At 35.8% G+C, this 21,811-nt stretch carries 22 protein-coding genes, 1 tRNA gene and 2 CRISPR repeat arrays; of the genes, 1 reads left to right on the forward strand and 22 read right to left on the reverse strand.

Annotated elements, in window-relative coordinates:
* Positions 1–259 precede the first annotated feature (259 nt).
* The 6 genes from FNLLGLLA_RS09205 to FNLLGLLA_RS09230 all read right to left on the reverse strand — a co-directional run bounded on the left by FNLLGLLA_RS09205 (position 260) and on the right by FNLLGLLA_RS09230 (position 4,576).
* The gene (locus FNLLGLLA_RS09205) at positions 260–889 is read right to left on the reverse strand and encodes a superoxide dismutase (RefSeq protein WP_174892389.1); all 630 of its coding nucleotides are present in this window, start codon (positions 887–889) and stop codon (positions 260–262) included.
* Between the two features lie 369 nt (positions 890–1,258).
* Positions 1,259–1,798 carry a cysteine hydrolase family protein gene (locus FNLLGLLA_RS09210; RefSeq protein ID WP_024061509.1) on the reverse strand — a complete coding sequence of 180 codons (540 nt, stop codon included), beginning with the start codon at positions 1,796–1,798 and terminating at the stop codon, positions 1,259–1,261.
* 214 nt (positions 1,799–2,012) lie between these two features.
* On the reverse strand, positions 2,013–2,525 hold the full coding sequence (locus FNLLGLLA_RS09215) for a phosphatidylglycerophosphatase A family protein (protein WP_174892390.1): 513 nt from the start codon (positions 2,523–2,525) through the stop codon (positions 2,013–2,015).
* Between the two features lie 10 nt (positions 2,526–2,535).
* Positions 2,536–2,931 carry a hypothetical protein gene (locus tag FNLLGLLA_RS09220; protein ID WP_008602090.1) on the reverse strand — a complete coding sequence of 132 codons (396 nt, stop codon included), beginning with the start codon at positions 2,929–2,931 and terminating at the stop codon, positions 2,536–2,538.
* A 100-nt stretch (positions 2,932–3,031) separates the two neighbouring features.
* Positions 3,032–3,376, reverse strand: coding sequence for a zinc ribbon domain-containing protein YjdM (locus tag FNLLGLLA_RS09225; protein WP_008602088.1), 345 nt, complete (start codon positions 3,374–3,376; stop codon positions 3,032–3,034).
* A gap of 702 nt (positions 3,377–4,078) precedes the next feature.
* Positions 4,079–4,576 (reverse strand): ECF transporter S component, encoded by a 498-nt coding sequence (locus FNLLGLLA_RS09230; RefSeq protein WP_024062721.1) that lies wholly within the window; start codon positions 4,574–4,576, stop codon positions 4,079–4,081.
* Positions 4,577–4,806: 230 nt separating this feature from the next.
* Here FNLLGLLA_RS09230 and FNLLGLLA_RS09235 point away from each other — a divergent pair, with 230 nt between their 5' ends.
* On the forward strand, positions 4,807–5,373 hold the full coding sequence (locus FNLLGLLA_RS09235) for an NAD(P)H-dependent oxidoreductase (RefSeq protein ID WP_174892391.1): 567 nt from the start codon (positions 4,807–4,809) through the stop codon (positions 5,371–5,373).
* Between the two features lie 137 nt (positions 5,374–5,510).
* Here the strand turns inward: FNLLGLLA_RS09235 and FNLLGLLA_RS09240 are convergent, their stop codons facing one another.
* The 16 genes from FNLLGLLA_RS09240 to FNLLGLLA_RS09315 all read right to left on the reverse strand — a co-directional run bounded on the left by FNLLGLLA_RS09240 (position 5,511) and on the right by FNLLGLLA_RS09315 (position 21,577).
* A complete protein-coding gene (locus FNLLGLLA_RS09240) occupies positions 5,511–5,798 on the reverse strand; it encodes a DUF2695 domain-containing protein (protein ID WP_077707788.1) in 288 nt (95 codons plus the stop codon).
* The gene (locus FNLLGLLA_RS09245) at positions 5,798–6,319 is read right to left on the reverse strand and encodes a YfbM family protein (RefSeq protein ID WP_232054991.1); all 522 of its coding nucleotides are present in this window, start codon (positions 6,317–6,319) and stop codon (positions 5,798–5,800) included. Before FNLLGLLA_RS09245 ends, FNLLGLLA_RS09240 begins: the two co-directional genes overlap by 1 nt.
* Positions 6,320–6,422: 103 nt before the next feature.
* Complete coding sequence (locus FNLLGLLA_RS09250; RefSeq protein ID WP_120055051.1) at positions 6,423–7,016, reverse strand: hypothetical protein; 594 nt, start codon at positions 7,014–7,016, stop codon at positions 6,423–6,425.
* A 29-nt stretch (positions 7,017–7,045) separates the two neighbouring features.
* Positions 7,046–7,852 carry a hypothetical protein gene (locus FNLLGLLA_RS09255; RefSeq protein WP_174892392.1) on the reverse strand — a complete coding sequence of 269 codons (807 nt, stop codon included), beginning with the start codon at positions 7,850–7,852 and terminating at the stop codon, positions 7,046–7,048.
* Positions 7,853–7,877: 25 nt separating this feature from the next.
* Positions 7,878–8,420 (reverse strand): hypothetical protein, encoded by a 543-nt coding sequence (locus FNLLGLLA_RS09260; protein ID WP_120055055.1) that lies wholly within the window; start codon positions 8,418–8,420, stop codon positions 7,878–7,880.
* A 36-nt stretch (positions 8,421–8,456) separates the two neighbouring features.
* Entirely contained in the window at positions 8,457–8,963 is a 507-nt protein-coding gene (locus FNLLGLLA_RS09265; RefSeq protein ID WP_120055057.1) for a hypothetical protein, read from the reverse strand.
* A 71-nt stretch (positions 8,964–9,034) separates the two neighbouring features.
* Entirely contained in the window at positions 9,035–9,466 is a 432-nt protein-coding gene (locus FNLLGLLA_RS09270; protein ID WP_174892393.1) for a hypothetical protein, read from the reverse strand.
* 20 nt (positions 9,467–9,486) lie between these two features.
* Positions 9,487–10,302 carry a DUF2262 domain-containing protein gene (locus FNLLGLLA_RS09275; RefSeq protein ID WP_174892394.1) on the reverse strand — a complete coding sequence of 272 codons (816 nt, stop codon included), beginning with the start codon at positions 10,300–10,302 and terminating at the stop codon, positions 9,487–9,489.
* Positions 10,303–10,353: 51 nt separating this feature from the next.
* Complete coding sequence (locus FNLLGLLA_RS09280; protein WP_174892395.1) at positions 10,354–11,184, reverse strand: DUF6630 family protein; 831 nt, start codon at positions 11,182–11,184, stop codon at positions 10,354–10,356.
* A 38-nt stretch (positions 11,185–11,222) separates the two neighbouring features.
* Positions 11,223–12,131 (reverse strand): hypothetical protein, encoded by a 909-nt coding sequence (locus FNLLGLLA_RS09285; RefSeq protein WP_174892396.1) that lies wholly within the window; start codon positions 12,129–12,131, stop codon positions 11,223–11,225.
* 9 nt (positions 12,132–12,140) lie between these two features.
* Positions 12,141–12,434 (reverse strand): CRISPR-associated endonuclease Cas2, encoded by a 294-nt coding sequence (gene cas2, locus FNLLGLLA_RS09290; protein ID WP_060918928.1) that lies wholly within the window; start codon positions 12,432–12,434, stop codon positions 12,141–12,143.
* A 47-nt stretch (positions 12,435–12,481) separates the two neighbouring features.
* The gene (gene cas1 / locus FNLLGLLA_RS09295; RefSeq protein WP_174892397.1) at positions 12,482–13,378 is read right to left on the reverse strand and encodes a type II CRISPR-associated endonuclease Cas1; all 897 of its coding nucleotides are present in this window, start codon (positions 13,376–13,378) and stop codon (positions 12,482–12,484) included.
* 20 nt (positions 13,379–13,398) lie between these two features.
* Entirely contained in the window at positions 13,399–16,593 is a 3,195-nt protein-coding gene (gene cas9, locus FNLLGLLA_RS09300; RefSeq protein WP_101928866.1) for a type II CRISPR RNA-guided endonuclease Cas9, read from the reverse strand.
* 143 nt (positions 16,594–16,736) lie between these two features.
* A CRISPR array of direct repeats spans positions 16,737–17,168; the repeat unit is 36 nt; unit sequence GTTTTATCATAGCGAAAAATTACAGAGTACTAAAAC.
* A 94-nt stretch (positions 17,169–17,262) separates the two neighbouring features.
* Positions 17,263–18,155: a CRISPR direct-repeat array (repeat unit 36 nt; unit sequence GTTTTATCATAGCGAAAAATTACAGAGTACTAAAAC).
* A 466-nt stretch (positions 18,156–18,621) separates the two neighbouring features.
* Positions 18,622–18,698, reverse strand: a tRNA-Arg gene (locus FNLLGLLA_RS09305).
* A 48-nt stretch (positions 18,699–18,746) separates the two neighbouring features.
* The gene (locus FNLLGLLA_RS09310; protein WP_174892398.1) at positions 18,747–19,754 is read right to left on the reverse strand and encodes a 5'-nucleotidase, lipoprotein e(P4) family; all 1,008 of its coding nucleotides are present in this window, start codon (positions 19,752–19,754) and stop codon (positions 18,747–18,749) included.
* A 359-nt stretch (positions 19,755–20,113) separates the two neighbouring features.
* Positions 20,114–21,577 (reverse strand): catalase, encoded by a 1,464-nt coding sequence (locus FNLLGLLA_RS09315; protein WP_174892399.1) that lies wholly within the window; start codon positions 21,575–21,577, stop codon positions 20,114–20,116.
* Positions 21,578–21,811 lie beyond the last annotated feature (234 nt).

Raw genomic sequence — 21,811 nt, forward strand, 5'->3', positions numbered from 1 at the left:
TATACAAGGCTATCTATTTACTGTGAAAAGTCTATATATAATGACCTATGGTTCTATGATAAACGATATCGATTAGAAAATCTGTATCCGTGGCTATACTTTTGAAAGTTATTTATAAGAATGAATGACAATAATAAAACACCGGATAATCGATCATGTAGACCAACTATCCGGTATTTACGTTACATTATATTATTATTCTCGTTTCTGTTTCTGTTTCTGTTTCTGTTTCTGTTTCTGTTTCTAACAAGTATACCACTTAATCATGATGTGGTTTCAATGCTTTTTCGTAGTTTTCAGAAACTTTGTCCCAGTTAATAACGCGGAAGAATTCCTTGATATAGTCTGGGCGACGGTTTTGGTAGTGCAAGTAATATGCATGTTCCCAAACGTCTAAGCATAGAATTGCTGTTTTACCTTCCAATATAGGATTATCTTGGTTTGCAGAGGATGTCACTTCTAACTTGCCATCTTTATTAACTACAAGCCAAGCCCAACCAGAGCCAAAACGTGTAGCTGCTGCAGTAGAGAAGCTTTCAACAAACGCATCGTAGCCACCAAGTTCAGCGTCAATAGCCTCTTTCAAAGGGCCTTGCAATTTAGAAGTATCTGGTTTTGTCATAATTTCCCAGAACATAGTGTGGTTCTTGTGACCCCCACCATTATTGATAACTGCTTGACGGATATCTTCTGGCACATTAGCAATATCGCCGAGAATGCAGTCTATACAGCCATACGCAAGATCCGGATATTTCGCGATGGCCGCATTCAAATTATTAACATACGCTTGGTGATGCTTGTCATGATGCAATTTCATTGTTTCAGCGTCGATAACAGGCTCTAGGTAATCATAAGCATACGGTAAAGGTGCGAGTTCGAAAGGTTTCATAGTAGTCCTCCTTATAATTAGGGCATAGAACAATGCTAATTATTTCGTATCATCGTTCTTGTGAAAGCGATTCGATGCACCTGCATCGGTAGTATAGAGTCAATCTACTAGCATAGCATATATACTTCAAGAAGAGACGTATTATCCTAACTTCAACCAGAAGTTAAGATATACTTTTCAACCAATAAATTGATATGAATTATCATTCTTTATCTAATTGTACACATTATATAGAAAAACGTCAATATAAAAGGCTAACATAAAAAGGCCATGGGAACTCCCACAGCCTTTCATTAGTTGATTGTTATGTGACTTTTACTCAGCAATAACACATAGTTCTACATAAAAACATATACAGATATATACAAATTATTCAACAATGCACTGACACATTTTCATCGTTGTTAATGCCGCTTGATGGGACTCCTCTGTTACACCAGCACAACAGCTCGAATCGATATGAATCGGAATCTCTGGCAAACCTGCTTTCAGCATAATCGCATTGGACACAACGCAAATATCTGTACATAATCCGATGAGCGTAATAGACTCAATAGGATTTACTTTATCCATGCCCTCTAACCGAGTGAGCAGCTCAAAGGAGGCAAAGTTTGGTTTATCTACAAAGGACACAGGACTCATAATTGATCGACCTTCTGCAGCCTCAATCAAACCATCCACGATATGCCAGCCCTCGGTATTTTTAACGCAATGTGGCACTGGTAAAAGCTTTCCTTCTTGGTGTTCCAAGTAATCTCTATCATGCGTGTCACGCGTAAAGATAATAGGGCCATCAAAGCTTTCAATTTTCTTACGCACATTATCTACAATTAACTGTGCTTGCGATGAACCAAGGGCACCATCTACAAAATCATTTTGCATATCGATAACTACTAGAACCTTTTGCATAGCTCCTCCTGTATATAGGCTACAAAACAAAGTACTTATTTCCAATCAATATTATTTATACTCTTTATTCTTTATACCATCAATAGTATCTACCAACTCTATAAATTGTTATCAAGTTGTTGTGAAAGTGTCATCAAGTTGTTGTGAAAGTGTTATTAATGAGTCATCGAAGCCCACCTCATACTTTATCGACAAGTAGATATATGACGGACTTCTATTCTTCTGCTATAGCATGTTGCACGCGATTTGGCTCATTATGTGCCAGTTTTCCTGCCGCTGCTGCCGCTACAGCACCTACTAAATCATCAAGGAATGTATTACAGTGCCCCCCTTCTTCACTATCTAATTTTCTGATAATACCTGGCTTCACCTTATCTAAATATCCATAATTTGTAAAACCAATGGATCCATACAAATTAACGATGGAAAAAGCCAAAATTTCATCAATACCATATAGGCTTTCATCATTAGCAACAATGCGTTGCAATGGCTGAGATAATTTATTCTGCTCTGTCAACTTATCAAGCTCTATACCCGTAATAATCGCATTATGCACCTCCCGTTTAGATAGTACAGAAGCCACACTTGTGCGACACTCTTCCAGTTTTAAATTCGGCATATACGGTTTTTGTACGTAAAAAACAAGCTCTGCAATGTCATCTAATGTGACACCACGCTCAGCGAGAAGATCATAAGTATATTTCTCTAAATCTTTCGTAGTTTCCATAAGCCCTCCTTTATCGTTTCTTAGAATTAGTATCAGGTAGCATGACAATACTTACGGGAATCGTTACAACAAGCGCTTCATCAGTATCAACATGTTTAGTATTCCAAGCCGCTTCTTTAGCAGCCTCCTCAAAGATAGGGTACGCTTCACGATCTAGTTTCCAATTATTAGGACCTGCTTCAACAGCTACAATATTACCCTTATCATCCGTCTTAATCTCTATAGGAACGATTAATGTTCCATCTGCACTCGTTTCAAAAGCCTCTGGTGGAATGATCACGTTATAAGAAATCTGTTGTTGCAATTCATAATTACGCTTGTCCGCAGGCTTTATATCTGCAGCTATAGAACTAATAGGACTCATTGCAGACACTAATAAAGCCAACAGTATAACACGGTTAAACATAGTTTCCTCTCATCTAAATACTCTCATACTATATGCATTATAAGTTGATTATACCACGAAAAAATCCCTACCGAATTTTTATCGGTAGGGATTTCTTAGATTAGATTTTCTTAACCATTTCAGATTTCAATGCCATCGCACCGAAGCCATCGATTTTACAATCGATATCGTGACCATCGCTCGCATCAGAGATGAGGCGGATATTTTTAACACGTGTACCTTGTTTCAATACGCCCGCGCCTTTTACTTTGAGGTCTTTTACAACAACCACTGTATCGCCATCAGCGAGCTCATTGCCGTTAGCATCGCGAATAATATCCGCTTCAGCTGCAGCTTGCGCATCGGCCGCTGTCCATTCGTTGCCACACATAGGGCAGATAAACATATGCCCATCTTCGTATGTGTACTCGTCACCACACTTAGGGCAGTTAGGTAAATTTGCCATTTAAATCTCCTTTGTTTATTACATAATGAAAGTATTATATCATACCTTGGAAACCGGGCTCTATATTAATATGATGACCATTGACTCCAGATTGACGATATACGCCAATCTCATTATAATGTAATAAAGAGATAGTCGACGAGTGGTTCCGCCAGGCTCATCCCAAAACATTATAAAGCATGCAAAAATGGCCTTTCGTTTTCAGCTACCAGTTGGTAACGAAGGGCTATTTGTCGTTATTACGACAAATCAGCACTATCAATGCTCCAAAGGAAATAACGACAGTTAAGATCCCGAGGACAATCATAATGACTTCATAAGCATTCATAGGCTTTCACCCCCTTCAAAGAAAAAGGGTGGCCCAACCTCGTTCGACTATCTTACGTTCATTATAAACCGAACTTATGTTCTATGCAATAAAAAATCTATTAATAAATATTAGTCTATTTATAACTAACAAAGGGAGACTCTTGATAGAGTCTCCCTTTTATTCGCTACCCTCGTAGTGTTAATTCTTAAGAAATAATCAATATATTGATTATAAAATAAGATAAACCTAACGTTTAAGACTAAGTACGGCAATACTTAGACACGTTAGGTTTATCAAATTCACAATTTCTTTGATGAGCCTAACGCCTAGAACACGTTAATTGGCTCTTTTGTACTTATAGTATAGTCTGAATTCTAAAGACTGTCAATTTACTATCCAAGTCGTTTACGCAAAATCGCATAGAGTATCATGCTAATAATAACGCTCATAACAGCTTGAATAGTATTAGTTAAAATACTTGCAATGGCTACGCCTGGGTCGAATACAAAGTATTCGGCGATAAAGTAGCCTGCTACGATAACAATACCGCCTACGATAGTTGCTACCAAGGCAGAGGTAGTTGTCTTATTGTTATAGACAGTACCGACAAGATAGCCTTCAATGCCTTTCACCACAAAGGTGATAGGTACAAAGACTGCATAGCCGAGAAATAAATCAGCTAGCGCCGGACCGATAGCACCAATATAGGCGCCATATTTTCGACCTAATAATAGAGCTGACGTCATAATAACGACATCTCCTACATTGAAATAGCCGCGAATGCCAGGTACTGGAATTTTCGTGTACATGGTAAACAATGTTGCGAGGGCAATCAATACGGCTGTGAGTACTAACGCGGACGTAGTACTGCGGGTTTGAACGTGTTGCATAGCGTCCTCCTTATAAAAATAGACATGTGACTATATCCATCACATGTCTATACTATATACCTTTATAGTAACACCTGCAAATAAAAGAAATTAACAATACTTCCTTAGCAAATTCTATCGTCATTTACTTTCAGAATAAATACTCTTCACTGGACTTTAACTTAATATAGATACCATTTTATTATCCAGATTCCCTCAAGCAACGATGATTAATCAGAAAGGAACTAGTCATGAACATTTTAATCATTTACACCTATCCTAATCATCAAAGTTTTAATAGCGCTATTCTGAAAGTAGTGCAACAGAATCTTTCAAAGGATCACAATGTGAACATCTTGGATTTATATGAGGAGCAATTCGATCCTATATTGCGATTTGATAACACGCACAAACGTCGAGATTTAAGCACTGTGCCAGACATGGAAAAGTACCGCAATATGATTACTTGGGCAGACCATATCATCTTTATCTACCCAATTTGGTGGAGCGGTATACCCGCAATGCTCAAAGGCTTTATTGATCGCGTATTTACAGCAGGCTTTGCCTATTCATACGGCAAAAGAGGCCTTATAGGTCATTTACAAGGGAAATCAGCCTGGATTATCACCACACATAACACTCCCGTCTTTTTGACGCCGTTTATTCAGGACTATGGCAAGGTATTAAAAAATCAGGTTCTGAAATCCTGTGGCATTAAACCTGTTACACATACCCAGTTGGCGGGCACAGAAAACAGTTCGGACGAAAAACGCCGGCGTTTCTTAGATAAAATCGCTAAGATCGCCAGCAGTATTTAACATTTCTAGTATACTATGATTTTTTACCAAAGATTACTTGGTTACCAAAATCACAAATAAATTTACATTAGACTGCTTACAGTTTGCGCTAAGTCAAAAACAAACTGTATACGAAAACCTTCCCAATTACATAGATATTACTCTTCAAATCTCTCTTCTACATTGTAGAGAACCTCACAATCACACCCGCCACCTTCGTTAATAATCCAGGCTAGTACACTTTCAACATCTACGCTCTGCTTTTCCAAAAATTCTCTTGTGAAAGTCAAACTATGATCGCAACCATCATTTGTCTCTAATTTCTCATCTACATAGTCAAAGAGATTCCAAAATAGCTCTTCATCCATAGGCAGATTATCTTTAAACGATTGCCTTTGCTCATCAGCATAAGCCTTTAGCAATTCCTTTTTACGCGCTTTGTCCATTATAACCACCTTTTTAACAAATCGAAACTACTGCGTGGCCCTTCGCTTCTAGCACTTTTTTTATAGAACACCTTCATCTGCTCGAAGTCATGGAGAAGCTCATCTATGATTTCCTCCTCTTCTTCGTCATAGTCCCAAATATTTGGGTATAACTCAGCCTCTTTACAGGCTTTCATATCGAAAGATTCGAGTGCTTGATCCATATCAAACTGCTCTAGAGCCGCTACGATATCAGCTATTTGAGAATGTTCCGTATAGGCCATATAGTCTGATAAATCCTCTATAGACGTTACACCAAGCACAGCTTGACTAAGTGGATTATCATCTATTCTATGATCAGTACTCACACCAGTAAGCACGAAGTGAAGGACATCCCACATCTTATCGATGTCGAGCAATAACTCGTCCTCATCGCTCCACTCTTCAACGGTTTCAAAAAGATCCTTCTTTGATGAGCCTAACCCTTTGAGTTCTTTTAAGCTTTCATCACTTATACAATTATAATTTGCAATGAGTCCCATACTCTAAAACCTCCCTAGATACTCAGTAATCTAAAACTTACATAGTTACTTAGGAATCTATAATCTCCATAAATGCCGAATAATTCGAAGCCTCCACTGATAGTTAGTTCTCTATCTCTGTCAACAATTCTAGCAACGTAACCTCATATTTGTTATTTTTGTCTAACAATGGCTTACATAATAGAAGCACTTGTAAAGAATAGTAGTAGAAGCTAAAGAACAGATCATCCGGAAATACCTCTTCTTCCTCATATCTAAGAACATCTTCATCTTCATCATATTCTTCAGGCCAAAGATACTCTTCGTTGAGCATATCCTCAAAGTTCGATAATTGATCTACATGTTCTAGCATAAGACCATCTCTAATACACTCAGCAATAATGATGAATAATTCAGCTAATTCTTTTACTAAATATCTTGCGATCTCATTATGGCCTTGTTCTTCAACGGCTTTTTTAAAAATACGTAATAGAAAAATCAACGCAAAGGGCGTAGCATGCCATAAAGTCGATTGATGCTCAATATTTTGGGCCAGCTCTTCACCTGCCGCATCAATGGCATCAACGTCCTTCATATCCCACAACACCTCAAGATGAGCAGGAAAATCTGTAGCACGGCCGTAAGTTGTGGTCAAACGATGCCAGGGTATATCACTGACTTTCACAGTTTCTATATATGTTTGAGTTGTTGCATTCATCGCATCTACTCCCTTTTTTAGCGCAATAATTATTGGTGAACAATATCTTTCACCAATTCATTAGTATCTATCAGGCGAATTCTACCTCTTCTAGGCTCATCTGTAATCTCGGTGTAGATATCGTCCAATGTGCCTGCCGGTGCTAGTTTCCACAGCTTGCACGGATACAGTTCAACAGCCCCAATGATTTCTAAATGGTCTAGCAATAGGCCTAGATCTTTATGATTAAACCAACAGTCGGTATCGATACCGAAATTTGTATTATCTTTACGACAGGAAATTTGACTATTTAAAAAATCATCCATACTAGGTTTGTGCGCTTGTAAAAGTCTTGTACAGGCCAAATGGTACTCGATTTTCCGCGGTGATTGATCCACGTCAGATACAAAAATAGCTCCATACTCGTTTTCAAACTTAACAGCTAATACGTCACCTACCTTAAAATGAGGTTCTCGCTTTGTTTTAGATTTACGAACCTTTAGAGGCTTTGGATTTTCACTTTGTAGTTGTACGGCTAATGTATCTAACACCTTTTGCCGTTGTTTGAGCGCCTTACTATCAATTTCTAGCCAAAACTCATGAGCGCCCTTCGCGATTATGTCTAATGCTTTCTCTTTGATATCCTGCGGCAGATGACCTATCTTCCACAGCGAATAGGCTACGGCAGTCCAATAAATTTCTGTATAGAATTCGTCAGTACAAAAATTCTGCTCTTCAGCCAGAATTTCTGAAACAATGGTATCAATACTGATACCATCTCTATAGCGCTCAACAATCAAATTATAAATATCATAGCCATCATCACTATCTATGATTTTTACTCCATCAATAGCCATATAATTCTCCTTTTAAACAATACGTCTAGAAAAACAGATTATGTGATTCTGTAACGGTTCCATCATCTTCATGGAAATAACAAATATATAAAGGAGCTCGATGTGCAGCGTCATAGAATTTTTGTAATTCAGCAGCCACATTTGCTTCTAAAGGCATGCCTAGCACCTGAACAACGGTTTCCCATACATCCATTTCTGTATAAGAAGCGATTTGATCATGTCGCTCATTGGCATAGGCTTCAAGAGTAGATATGTCCGTATATTGGCTGGCGTCACAATAATCATGCCAGCAAATGCTATACACCAACAAATGGATTAAATCATCTACACTTTCAGCTATACGACCACATTCCCCTTCGCTACTCATATATCCGATAGAGCCATCCTCTAATTGATGATATTCGCCACCGGCACCATCACGAGCAAAAGCTACTCCGTCCACGGAAAAGGTACATCGCCCCTCTACCTCATCACGTTTTGTAGGTTCATCGAGTAAAAAGAAATCAAATAGAGCATCAAAATTTGCTGCCAAGCTAGAATCTTCACACAATAGTTTTAAATAATCCATATTCTTCCCTCTTATTGATTCTCTCATCTCTCTATTTCATCTATTATTTTCTCGTAATTCTAATAATGCAGAAACTTCATCCATGTCGAGATTAAACATATTACTTTCAAGATCAATTGGCTCAAAATAGTAGCGAACCGTATCCGCCCCAAATTCGTCGTTTAATTTGGTCCATTCTGTCCCTGAAAGCACGGTAAATCCGAGCGTATCATCGCCAAGGCTTTCAGCAAACCAGCGCACCTCATAATCAGGTTTAACGAAGTCGTTGAAATATTTGATGGTAACATCCCGATTTTTCTCATCACCGTAAGGAATTAAGAGTTCTTTATCACCCTTTTGTAGCACAATATCATCACCATAGGGCTTGTCATTGCTAACGGTTTGAATATCAATAGGCTCATCCATCATATCATTGAAATAGCGTACCACATCTTCGTCATTCTCGCGCCAGTCAATCCAGATGATAGCTTCGGAATCAAATAAATCATCTAAATCCATATCATGACTGAAGAAATCTTTGACTAATTTATATATATCTTCCATAGTCTCTCTCCTGCATATCACTTATATTTTTAGGTAGAATACAACACCAGTATCACCACTTTAAAACAACTCTATAAGGTTTCGTATATCACATCTTGTTGAGCCGTAAAGTTTTCATCAAAAGGAACCAAAACATATAGATGTCCTGCTGAGGATTCTCCCACATCATAGCCTAGTGCAAATGTATCGTAACAACCTGATTTATCCAGCATTATATCCGTTAGCGTTAGTACAACAGACTCTTCTTGCGGTATTCCCTTTTGTATGAGCCCCTTCGCCAGTTGGTCTAATTCATCTAATTGAACATATAATTGCTCCCATATTGATAGTGAAAGTACATCATCTTCAGTATAACCGGTACAACTAATATTAAGTTTTTCAAAGGCCTTTCCTACATTCTCTAAACGATTAATGCCCAATCGGCGAGATACAAAGTAAACGCCATACGGTTCTTCAGACCAGCTTTCAACATTCCATAATATCATTAATTCCGATCTTCTCATTAGGACTCTCCATTAATTGGTTATCCTGCAATATCTGCATCAATAGGGTTCCCATCCGCATCAATATGGGCTATGATACAGTGCCCCCAGAAAATATCATCATCGTCATAATAGACCTCTATGGAGCCATCGTTACGAAACGCCAATTCGCCCATCGTAATACGCTTAGCAAATACGTCTGATGTAATCGGATCTTGGTCATCATTGTCGAGCCAATCATTAGCAAGGTCTAGCAATTTTTCACTAATATAGGTACTAATTCGTTGTTCAAATGCTTTGAAATTATCGATTGTATTGAAAGCAGCCAATGCTATGGTGCAGCTTTCATCAGAGCCCTCATCTACATCAAGGGTGAATGCATAATCATCAATTCTCGCTGTGTAATATTGATACTCTCGATTTAACAAGAAGTCACCCCTGTCGGTATGAAGGTATTTAGGGGTTTTCAAATACGCCGACAACGCCTCCAACTCGCTATGTTTAGCATGCTCCTCTAATACCTCAAGCACATAATAGCGATTATTCCAAGAAGGACGCATATAGCCCAAGTCCTCTATAGGTTTTGCTTTCTTAACCAACAATTTGTAAACGCCATGGGGCTCAAAACTATACCCCCAACCATTATCAAAACCTTCAATAATCCACGTCAAAATGCCTTCGCTACGGTCAAGCACGCCAGTTCGAGTATCTAAGATAGCATCGGTAGACACTAGTGGTCTATGGTACTTCTCTAAATAAGGACTAGCCCCATTCGCATCACTGCGCGGCAATGCATAGATTTCAAACTCTTCCGCTTCAAACTCTGCTTCATATTCTGGTAGACGTACAATACTCATATGACTCTCTCCTACATTATAATCACGCTACTCATCATAATTTCTGTTATATCATAAGCGTTCAGCTACATCGATTCTATGTAATAGTTCTTTCGCTAATTCTTGGGCTGTTTTGAATTCCTCATTTGAAAGCACCATAAGTACAAAGCTATCGGTTCCGATGTCCATGCCTGCTAACGTATAGTTTTCCCATTTAGAATTAAGATCCGCACACCAGTCCATAATACATTGGTCTTCATCTAATGCTGCTGTATCAATAATTAGACCTTCACTAGTATCTAAAGACTTGTTACGTATTAACTTCTGTACATAATAAATAAAATCCTCTAGTTCACATTTACAGCTTAGCTCTACAGCATATCCTTTAGAGGCTAGTTTCTCATAGAGGTTCCACCAGCTATCTTCTAATTCTTCCATGGAGCGCAACTTAGCCTTGGTCATAAACGATTTAGCTTGTTTAGCATCGCCTAGCAACAACGTTGCTAACTCTGTAAATGTCAGTTTCATCTGATCGATATCTAGATACGCTACTTCTACACATAAACTACAATCAGGTACTCTGCGTTTTTTCACAAAGGCCCGCATCATCTTCACTGCATCAGGATAACTTACATCAGCCATACGATACGTCTTACCATCTATGTCTAAGAATATATCTACTGCATCTGGTGTTTTTCCTACACGCGCTTTCATCGCAGTGCAACCATCGATGGCATGAGGTGGATACAATTCTATATACATGAAAAATCCATCATGCATAGCCTTTAGGGTATTATCTATTCCTACTATATTAAAACCATTTCGATTATAATCAGGGCACTTCAAACGCCATTCTTCGTAATCATCAAATAGTTTTTCTTGAATCCAATTGTAAATGCTCATATATACTCACTTTATTTACTATATTTTATAATTCCAGCTTATTTACAAAAAAATAAATCACTAATTTCTTTATACTCTGTTTCAAATAGACTACGATTAAACAAACTTTGTATAAATTGGCGCTCTTTCTCCAGTAAATTTATAGATCCACTATCCTCTAGCAATAAAACTTCAATTTCATCGTAATCATCCATTCCCCATATTTGATTATCTTTAACTATATGATAGCATAAGGGCTTCTCAAATATATTAGTAATAGCACTAGATTGCGTATAAACTATAACATTATCAATATTTGAACATTTTTTATTAAGATAGTCTAACAAAGAGTGAAATTCTTCTGTTGATAAGCCTTGTTCAGGTAAATCTAATAGGAGTAGCTTCTTCTTTCCTATATCTAGTTCAGCAAACAAATCTACCAGCATATATTTCAAATCATACTGCGATCGTTCATCAAACGTACCATATATTTCCATATCATTAGATAGTACATCTATAATCTTACTAAAACTCCAAAAATCATTCATATTACTCTCGCATATTAAATTATAACGAGATAACAATTCATTAATTGGCAAAAGTATTACAGAATTCAACTGATTAAAGCATTTTTCCCGTTCAGATATTGAAACTTCTTTATAGATTTTCTCAGTTATCTTACCCAATAAACTCTTTTTTGCAATCTTAAAAAGCTCTGTTGAATCTACTCTTGAAGGAATATATAAAATTTCAAACTCATCATCTCTACATACACTATTATTAAGATTCAATGTATTAAATGGGTATTGTTGGGAGAATCTCCTTTTATCAAAATATCGTTCTATAAAATCAAATATAACCGGCATAGTCCTAAAATCATCTTGTGGCACTACAATTGTTATAGCCTGTAAATTAATATGGACTGGTTCTAAAAGTCTATATCCTGATAATACCAATTCACCATTCATAGACGCCTCCTAGAAAATGATAGTTTTATCAATCGTTAACTTCTCTTCGATAATTTGTTTCTTTCCAGTTAATAGTTTCATACCTTGATACTGCTTCTCTGTAACTTGCAAAACATATACAGCTCCATCTGGCGGTAAATAGCGCTTAATATATTCAATATGAGACTTTATACTATCCCGATTAGGCATAATCTTACAATAAATAGAATACTGAATCATAAAATACCCTTGCCGTATCAAAAACTTCCTAAACTGAGTGTAATGACGAACTGCAACAGTATCATCCATAGGTAAATCAAACATTATTAATACTCTCACCATTCTGTACCTATTCATTTCACACACCAATATCATATATCTAATAATGGTAAATCTAATACTTCATTATCATCAGTCATACATCTAACGAGACTATCTGCAAATCTATTCATTGAATCTGCTATTGAGTAAGATATATTTTGATGACGTACTGTACGCTCAGAAAGCATAGTAATTAAATTAAGTTTTATATCTCTTGAAAACAAAACTTCAGGCACATAAATACAAGAATAGACCCAATCATCTATGATGGGCCTATATATTTCCATGCAATCATCAACGAGATTAAAGTGATTATATATATTATGATGTTTTATCCCTATTGATAATATAAGTCCTTTAGCAGCTAATGCTCTTGCCATAAGGGCTCTAATAATAGAGTATCCATAATTCAAAGCATTATTGATAGGATCCCCCTCTTCTCTATCACGTATAAAATCAATACCAAATAAAGCTTTAAAATAAACTTTTGCAGCAATACCTTCATGATTTTCCGTATCAAACGGCTGAATTGTATCTCTTAAAGATTCCATTATCTCAATTGTATCTAATGACAATGAATAATGATCTAAAACAAACATTTGATTATTTATCTTACGTTCAATAATTGCTTTCCACAAATCACCTGGTCTAGATGGATTCATATTCAGTTGTATTTCTTGATTTTTAAATGTTACATAATTTCCTGCTATAGGATTCATAACAACAGACGGTAATCCATTCTTTTCACAAATGATTACACAAATTTGATAGCGACTCATCTTACATAATAGTTGCGTTGTAACATTTAATTTATAGTTATTAAAAATAACTATACTAATATCTTGTAAGGGGACTAAATAGTCCCCTTCAAGCATTTTTATTTTTAAGTTGTCTAAATGTAATGAAACTTGCTGACTCTGTTCAATAATAATTGTTCGCCAACCCATAATGTGCACTCCCTGCAACATTAAATCGTAACATCAAATTCTAATTTTTCATCTGTAACTTTATATTTATTACCTAATACATCTATATTATATCTAGTTAAGTTCTTAATAGAGGTTTTTATTGATAATCGCTCTTGTTTATTTGTAGGTCTATCTATAAAAGAAATTTCTACTTTATGTTCTTTCTCACTATTCATACATTTGAATATACAACTTAAAACTTCACCTTTATATTCATAAGATATGAAATCTCCTCTATAAAGAGAGGTAACAAACTTAGCATCCTCCGAGATATTCTGATTTTTTTTAGCCTTATAATACTGGCTTTGATTAATTAAATACTTCCCATTTATAAACTGAACCATATCATATGGTACATTTAATACTAAATAATTTTTTCCTTCTTGATAGATATCTGTACGCAAACTCTTTATCTTCAAAAATACTGATTTATTATTCCCCTGCTGTTTTGTATTAACACGATGAGAACCTAACTGCTTTTCTCGGAATTTAACCGATTCAATAATTGGTCCATTTCCTTTTTTTGAATACTTACGAATTGGTCCATGATCTTCTTTATAGGCTGCAAATGGGTTAGATTCTTCCACATATTGTTCTACAATCTTGAGAAAAATCTCAAAAGTTTTATAATCATGATGATACATCAACAACTTATCAGGAGACTCTAAAATCATTTTTTTTAGTTTACTGCCAGAATTACCAGTTCCAGTATTATAAATATCGTTATATTTAGTGATAATATAGGTTACTTCTTTATTATCTTCAACAAAGCTTCGAGTCGCTTTTATCTGTTGATCATATAAAGCTCTATTAGGTTTACGATCCACCTTATGAGAATATAACGGTTCTATACTTTCAATACGTTTTAAGAACTGAATATAGTTAGATACATTCTCTGATTTATCAAATAATTCTTGTTCTAATACCTCGCCCGTTTCAGAATTTATAATATTGCCATCTACCTCTACAATAGAATCCTTATTGTTCAAACTTTCAGAAAAGGCACCTATTTTCGAGAAAAATTTCATCAGTTTCGTATTAGCAAAACCAGCAATAATCATAGCATCTTGCGCATGATGGGCATACGTCTCTTCTCTATTTTTTGATAGATACGCTTTTTTTCTAAAATAACTTGTTGCAGAACCGTTTATAACTTTAACCTTGGTATTTATATTATGGTAATCAAAAAAGGATTTTAATAAATTGTAGGTTTCACGAGATGCATAACGTGTATCGACCAAATTGCGATCAATAAATCCTTTCATATCTTCAACTGGATTTCCAAGATATAGTAAATTTCTCTTTTTAGCATTACTAAAATTCAAGCTTTTAGTAACATATTCTTTGAATCTTTCAAAGGTTATTTTTGCTTTGCCACTACTGAAATATTGGAATGGTGACCGTTGTCCTTTCGCTTGATTTTCTCCTTGATAGACAAGCACTTTATTAGACTGAGCATCACTTAGAGATATAGATAATGGAATAATATGATCAACTTCTAAAAGGCCAGCTTTAAACACATCAGATAACTCTATAGGCGCTAAAGAATATGCACATTTAAAATCCTGCTCTAACAATAAATTAATACGTTCAAACTCTGCACTTGTAAGTTTCCTGTTTTTAACAAGTTCCATAATTTTATAACGTTTTTCTTCATTGGCCTTCTGAATTTTCTTAATCAGATCTTTCTTCTCTTGACTATTCTTTTCTCGTGCTAATTCAACTACTACATCACTAAATTCAGTATCATCACCATTTTGGGTTTTAAGATATTTACGCAATGCATTAAATACCTTAATGGTTTCATTAATAGAGCGTTTAACAACAGGTGATACAATCCAATCAGATAAATTAGCACTTAACTGATAATTTTGAGAAAATTTATGATTATATGGTTTTATGCCTGCCTCCGTAAATAATTCCATTTGATTCTTACTAGTTTTCAATAAATCATCTAGAATTAAATTAATAGCCTTAAATGATAAAGAATGATATGTAGTAAATCCCCCCGATTTTGCAATTTCTTTGGCTAAACTAGTAGATAAATTTAAATCATCTACTAATTTTCTTTCACGCACATCTATACTTTTTTCTTTAGTTAGAATCTCAGATATATCATCTACTAACAGTTTTTTACCTTCAATTGCATCTTCTTCGTTTACAGACTTTGCGATTTTTAATAACTCATTGTATCCTTCAAATTTTGTAAAAATTGGTTTTTCCGACTTATCTATTCTAAAACCAAAAATATCTTCCTTTTTAGCACTGCATACTTTTGCAATAGCAGGAATCGTTACCGATTTACCTTTATTTACATATTCACTAATCAGCTCTTGTTTCTGAACTTCAGTTATCTTCACACCTTGAATCGTTAAATTATTTAGATCATTTAACAAATTAAATAAACATGCACTATAGCTCCATTTAGGTGCTCTTAATTCATCAGGAAAATACGTACACGTACCACGCATTTTATCAATCAAATTAATCTTAATGACATTGCCACTTTCATCTAATTGGTAACTCCCATAAGGTGTGGGGCTTTTATAACTACCAGGTCCCTCATAATATTCACGTTTAGAATCATATATACATAAAACCTCATCCATTATCCCTTTTAATTTTGGATAAAATGATGATTGAACTTCAAGAAGTTTAATTAATTCACTACGATATGATCCATGAGTAAATTTATTTTCAATGCCTCGTACTTTTCCCGTAGTATTCAACTTTTCTAATTGAACATGGCAAGGATATATTCCATCTTTAAGCTTATTCTCATTAGTTCGAATAATATCTGCTGAACTCTGGTTACTTCCGTCCTCAGTCGCAAGATCCTCTGGACTTAAATAAAATATACCTCTATGTTTAGCCAATTGAATGATTGCAGCAATCAATTCATCAGGCGAAAGCTTATTACTAAGTCCTCTAACTCTAATTTCATAGAGATTTGTATAAAATTGATCTCCACTCACACCTAATGCACTCGACAAGAGTTCTTTTAGTCGATCCAATCTATGACGGCTCCGCCTCATACTTCTACGACTACTTCTGAACCCTCTGCGTGCTACATTCTCTTCTGCCGTACCCTCACGAAATAGTCTTACCCCACTAATTAGGACATTATAATTTTCATCAATTATTGCATAACCAACAGAAGCAACCCCGATATCTAATCCTAGTATATATCCCATATATACCCTCCCCTAAAAATTATTAATCCTATTTAATACATAAAATTATAATAATTAGAAAATTATTCTCTTCTATTATTCTAAATTTATCATAAGCAACGATCACAAAGTACTAAACCTCTGTGTACATGGACGTTCTTAATGGTATTTTTTAGCGAAAAATTACAGAGTACTAAAACAAAAAACCACCTACCTAGCTCTGTGCTAAATTTTATCATAGCGAAAAATTACAGAGTACTAAAACTAGGTGATGCGGGATTAATAGTGGTCAATAGTTTTATCATAGCGAAAAATTACAGAGTACTAAAACTTGCATGAACGCCCTATTGATGAGTTGTTTGTTTTATCATAGCGAAAAATTACAGAGTACTAAAACATTCAGTATCAATGGATGGCGAGATTGGGTGTTTTATCATAGCGAAAAATTACAGAGTACTAAAACTACCAGGTGGCGATAAAGCGATATTCGGTAGTTTTATCATAGCGAAAAATTACAGAGTACTAAAACGTCTTCATCATTATCAATGAATGCCATTTCGTTTTATCATAGCGAAAAATTACAGAGTACTAAAACTACGAAAGTAATGGTTGGAAAGTTGGCAAGGTTTTATCATAGCAAAAATTACAGAGTACTAAAACGACTCAGCCAGACCCTAACACTGCTTCCTAGTTTTATCATAGCGAAAAATTACAGAGTACTAAAACTCATGCAAAAATATCTAAACTCATCATATGGTTTTATCATAGCGAAAAATTACAGAGTACTAAAACACAACAGGTAGAATACCAATGATTTCTTCTGTTTTATCATAGCGAAAAATTACAGAGTACTAAAACGCACTCACTGAATCTCTTAATGGGGTGACAGTTTTATCATAGCGAAAAATTACAGAGTACTAAAACCATTCATCAAAATAATAAACCGTTGGCATAGTTTTATCATAGCGAAAAATTACAGAGTACTAAAACTACCGGTAACTTTTTTCTTCCACGATTTAGTTTTATCATAGCGAAAAATTACAGAGTACTAAAACATATGTATTCCCCTTGAATTGGATATTTTCGTTTTATCATAGCGAAAAATTACAGAGTACTAAAACGACTAAGGAAGTCGGCTATAGCATGTTACCGTTTTATCATAGCGAAAAATTACAGAGTACTAAAACTACATTGACTACATTCACATCAACAGATACGTTTTATCATAGCGAAAAATTACAGAGTACTAAAACGGTAAACGTAAAATTAGGAGTATAGCCTTGGTTTTATCATAGCGAAAAATTACAGAGTACTAAAACACCAAGAACAACATTCAAGATTTTTGAGTTGTTTTATCATAGCGAAAAATTACAGAGTACTAAAACGATGTTTGCCATGGGTTTGCCTGCTGTGGTGTTTTATCATAGCGAAAAATTACAGAGTACTAAAACGTTTACTGGTCTTTTTATTTTTGCAAAACGGTTTTATCATAGCGAAAAATTACAGAGTACTAAAACTGCGTTCATAGCATTCATATCAACTGTAGCGTTTTATCATAGCGAAAAATTACAGAGTACTAAAACCTCAACAACGAAGTTAAGCACTTTTGTAGCCTTTCGCTATAATAAATCAATAAACAAAAAGAGCACAGATCATAAGACCCGTGCTCAAAATTTCACACAAAAAACATTAGTAATATGTACTACTAACTCAATTTACATATACTATTGTTAATAACTACTTAAAAGTAGTGATTTCGACATAAAGTCTTATTTTAGTAGATTCTGTAACCTTTCGCTATGGTAAAATCTAATTACATAATATATCAGCATTACTTATATGTCAAGCTTTTCTAATTTTTATTCATCAATCAGTTTTAATTTTTACTAAATAACCATAATTACTCAACTATTATCTTGATAGAAAGATAGTTTTAATATGATTAAAATAGGAAAAGGACACAATAAATTGTGTCCTTTGATTTCGGCATAAGGCCCTACCTTAATAGATTCTCACGAGTATTAAGGCGAAACTGCAGCTCTATCCTTCTGGTGCGCCTAGAGGGAATCGAACCCCCAACCTACAGTTTAGGAAACTGACGCTCTCTCCGGTTGAGCTATAGACGCATGTATACTTTATTATATCGTTTTTAATAAAGTATACGCAAGGCGTCCTTATTGTTGTAGGTATTGGTTATTCACTTGTTTTTGTTCTTCTGGGCTTAGGTTTTGATAGCCTTTCGCTAAAGAACTTACCCAGGATCCATAGGCAGGGTTTGGGAATACGACAAAGGTAGTACCAAAGTCCTCTTTATGAGCATCGATGATGGCATTTCTTTCAGCTAAGGTCTTACCTTTTGTGCCAATAGGGAAATCACCAGCGTTATCACCCATGTATACAACCACATAATATTTTTTAGCAATCATATCAAAGCGAGGTTGTTTATCAGAGTCTTTTTCGAATAGTAGTACATGGTCTTTATCGACAGATGGGAATCCTAGTTCTTTAAAATTCTGTATCGTTACGTCAAGGTTTACAGGTGCGTAGCGGTTGGAAACATAGAAGATTTCTACCCCTTGTTTATGAACTTCATTTAGGAATTCAACGGCTCCAGGCATGGCTTGTGATTTTCCTTGATGCACGGCTTGACGCCACCAGGGAGCATCAAAACGGCCATTGCCGTTTGCTATACTTTCACCCATCAACTTGGTATTGTCCACTACTGTTTCATCCGCATCAAGAACGATAGCTAAAGGTTTTCTTTGATGAGATGGATCAGTAACGGCCATCTTAACGGCATTTATTGCCACATTGTACCCTTGATACACCAATGCTCTGTACTCCGCAGAGGTGCGCATCCATAGCAAGCCCATCGTTTCTGTGTCGGCTTGGTACTGTTGTTTTTGTTTGAGGGCTTCCTGTGCTGCTACATCATTAGTTACTACATTATTAGCTACTGCATTATTAGTTACTGTATGATTTGCTGTAGCACTAACTTTATCATTCTTATCTGCTGTAACAGTAACAGGCTGAGCTGCTTGGGCTTGCATTACAATAGCTGCGGGAACAGAGTTATTTGCTTTCACCATCGCTAGAGAATTCGCCTGTACTACAGATCCAACACAAAGGCTTCCTCCCATGCAAGCTACCACCACATACCATGCCAAACTACTAGATTTCATAACTGCCTCCTATTCACATGTAACATTTCGTGCAAATTCAACACATCATATATTTCTACATAGTTATACTAAAATCCTTTTAAAATTTGTATATTTTTAACACAACAAAAGGACCCTTGCTACACATCATTGATGACTCTTAATTTAGATGTGCTTAGCAAAGGCCCTTTAAAGGATTTTATTTGTTTTTGTTTATAAGATAATTGGTATCAGTGTATAAAAATTTTGTGTGAATTTAGATTTTTATAGATTAGTATTTTGTATAAATGTGAAAGTGTTATTAGTTAAGAAAGTTCTTTTCAATCGTTAGTATTGTTTAGATAAACTATTTTAATGTTGTTTAAATAGTATCATTAATCTTATTTTACATCGCTAAAATCGATGTTCATGCCCAAGGCTTTAGCAACGCCTTCACCATAAGCGGGATCACATTGATAGCAATGTTTTGCATGACGTTCTTTGATAAAATCAGGTACGCCATTCATAGCCGCTGCGGTGTTATCAAATAAAACTTGTTGTTGTTCAGGGCTCATGAGGCGGAACAATTTACCTGGTTGTGTAAAGAAGTCAGAGTCGTCTTCATAGAAGTCATATTGGTAGGCTGGGCCAGATACGTCGAGAGGAGGATTTTTGAATTCCGGTTGTTCAGCCCATTCACCAAAGCTATTTGGTGCGTACCCAATTGTTGACCCATGGTTTCCATCTATACGACCTTGACCATCGCGATGATAGATATTTACAGGGCATTTAGCGGCATTAACAGGGATTTGATAATAATTTGCCCCTAGACGATAGCGTTGCGCATCGGCATAGGAGAACAAACGACCTTGAAGCATTCTATCAGGAGAGAAAGATACGCCTGGAATGATAGTTGTTGGTGCAAATGCAGCCTGTTCTACATCTTGGAAATAGTTTTCTGGATTCCGATTAAGTTCCATCACACCGACTTCAATCAATGGGAATTCGTCATGATACCATACTTTTGTTAAATCGAATGGATTGTATGGCATATTGTTAGCTTGTTCTTCCGTCATCACTTGGATGCATAATTTCCATTTCGGGAAATCACCTCTTTCAATAGCCTCAAAGAGGTCACGTTGGTGACTTTCACGGTCACTAGCTACCACATTAGCCGCCTCAGCATCGGAAAGATTTTCAATCGGTTGTTGGCAAACCCAATGGAATTTAACCCATACGCGCTCATCGTTTTCGTTAATAAGGCTGTATGTATGACTACCGAAACCATGCATTGTGCGATAGGATTTAGGAATACCACGATCACTCATAACGATTGTTACTTGGTGGATTGCTTCTGGTAAACTAGTCCAGAAATCCCAGTTTGCTGTCGCATCGCGAAGATTTGTTTTCGGATTACGTTTTACAGCACGGTTCAAGTCAGGGAATTGCAATGGATCGCGGATAAAGAATACAGGTGTATTGTTACCTACGAGGTCCCAGTTCCCTTCTTCCGTATAGAACTTTACGGCAAAGCCACGAATATCGCGCTCTGCATCGGCTGCACCGCGTTCACCGGCAACTGTAGAGAAACGCACGAATAATGGCGTTTGCTTGCCCACTTCAGAGAAAATTTTTGCTTTCGTATATTTTGTAATGTCATTGGTTACTGTGAAAGTACCAAATGCACCGGATCCTTTAGCATGCATACGGCGTTCAGGAATCACTTCGCGCTCAAAATGAGCTAATTTCTCCATGAGCCAAACATCTTGCATCAATACAGGACCACGTTTACCTGCTGTAGCAGAATTGCGATTATCTGGTACGGGAGCACCAAAGGCTGTTGTTAGTTTCTTTTCATTATTCATGTTACAAACTCCTACTTAGAGATCCAAATGAAAGTAATTTACTTTACATAATTTTTTAGATTATACATCTCAATTAAGATAAATATTATTAACGGATAATTATTATCCATTAATCTATAATTAGAATAACACAAATTTTTTAACATAACAACCCTAAACCTTTATAAATCTTGTATACACGATATCATTTACAAAAGCCCAAATGAGAATTATGGCATTATATATTTAAATGCT

Origin of the sequence: Veillonella parvula, from assembly GCF_902810435.1 — a bacterium.
In the GTDB taxonomy this organism is placed as follows: Bacteria; Bacillota; Negativicutes; order Veillonellales; family Veillonellaceae; genus Veillonella.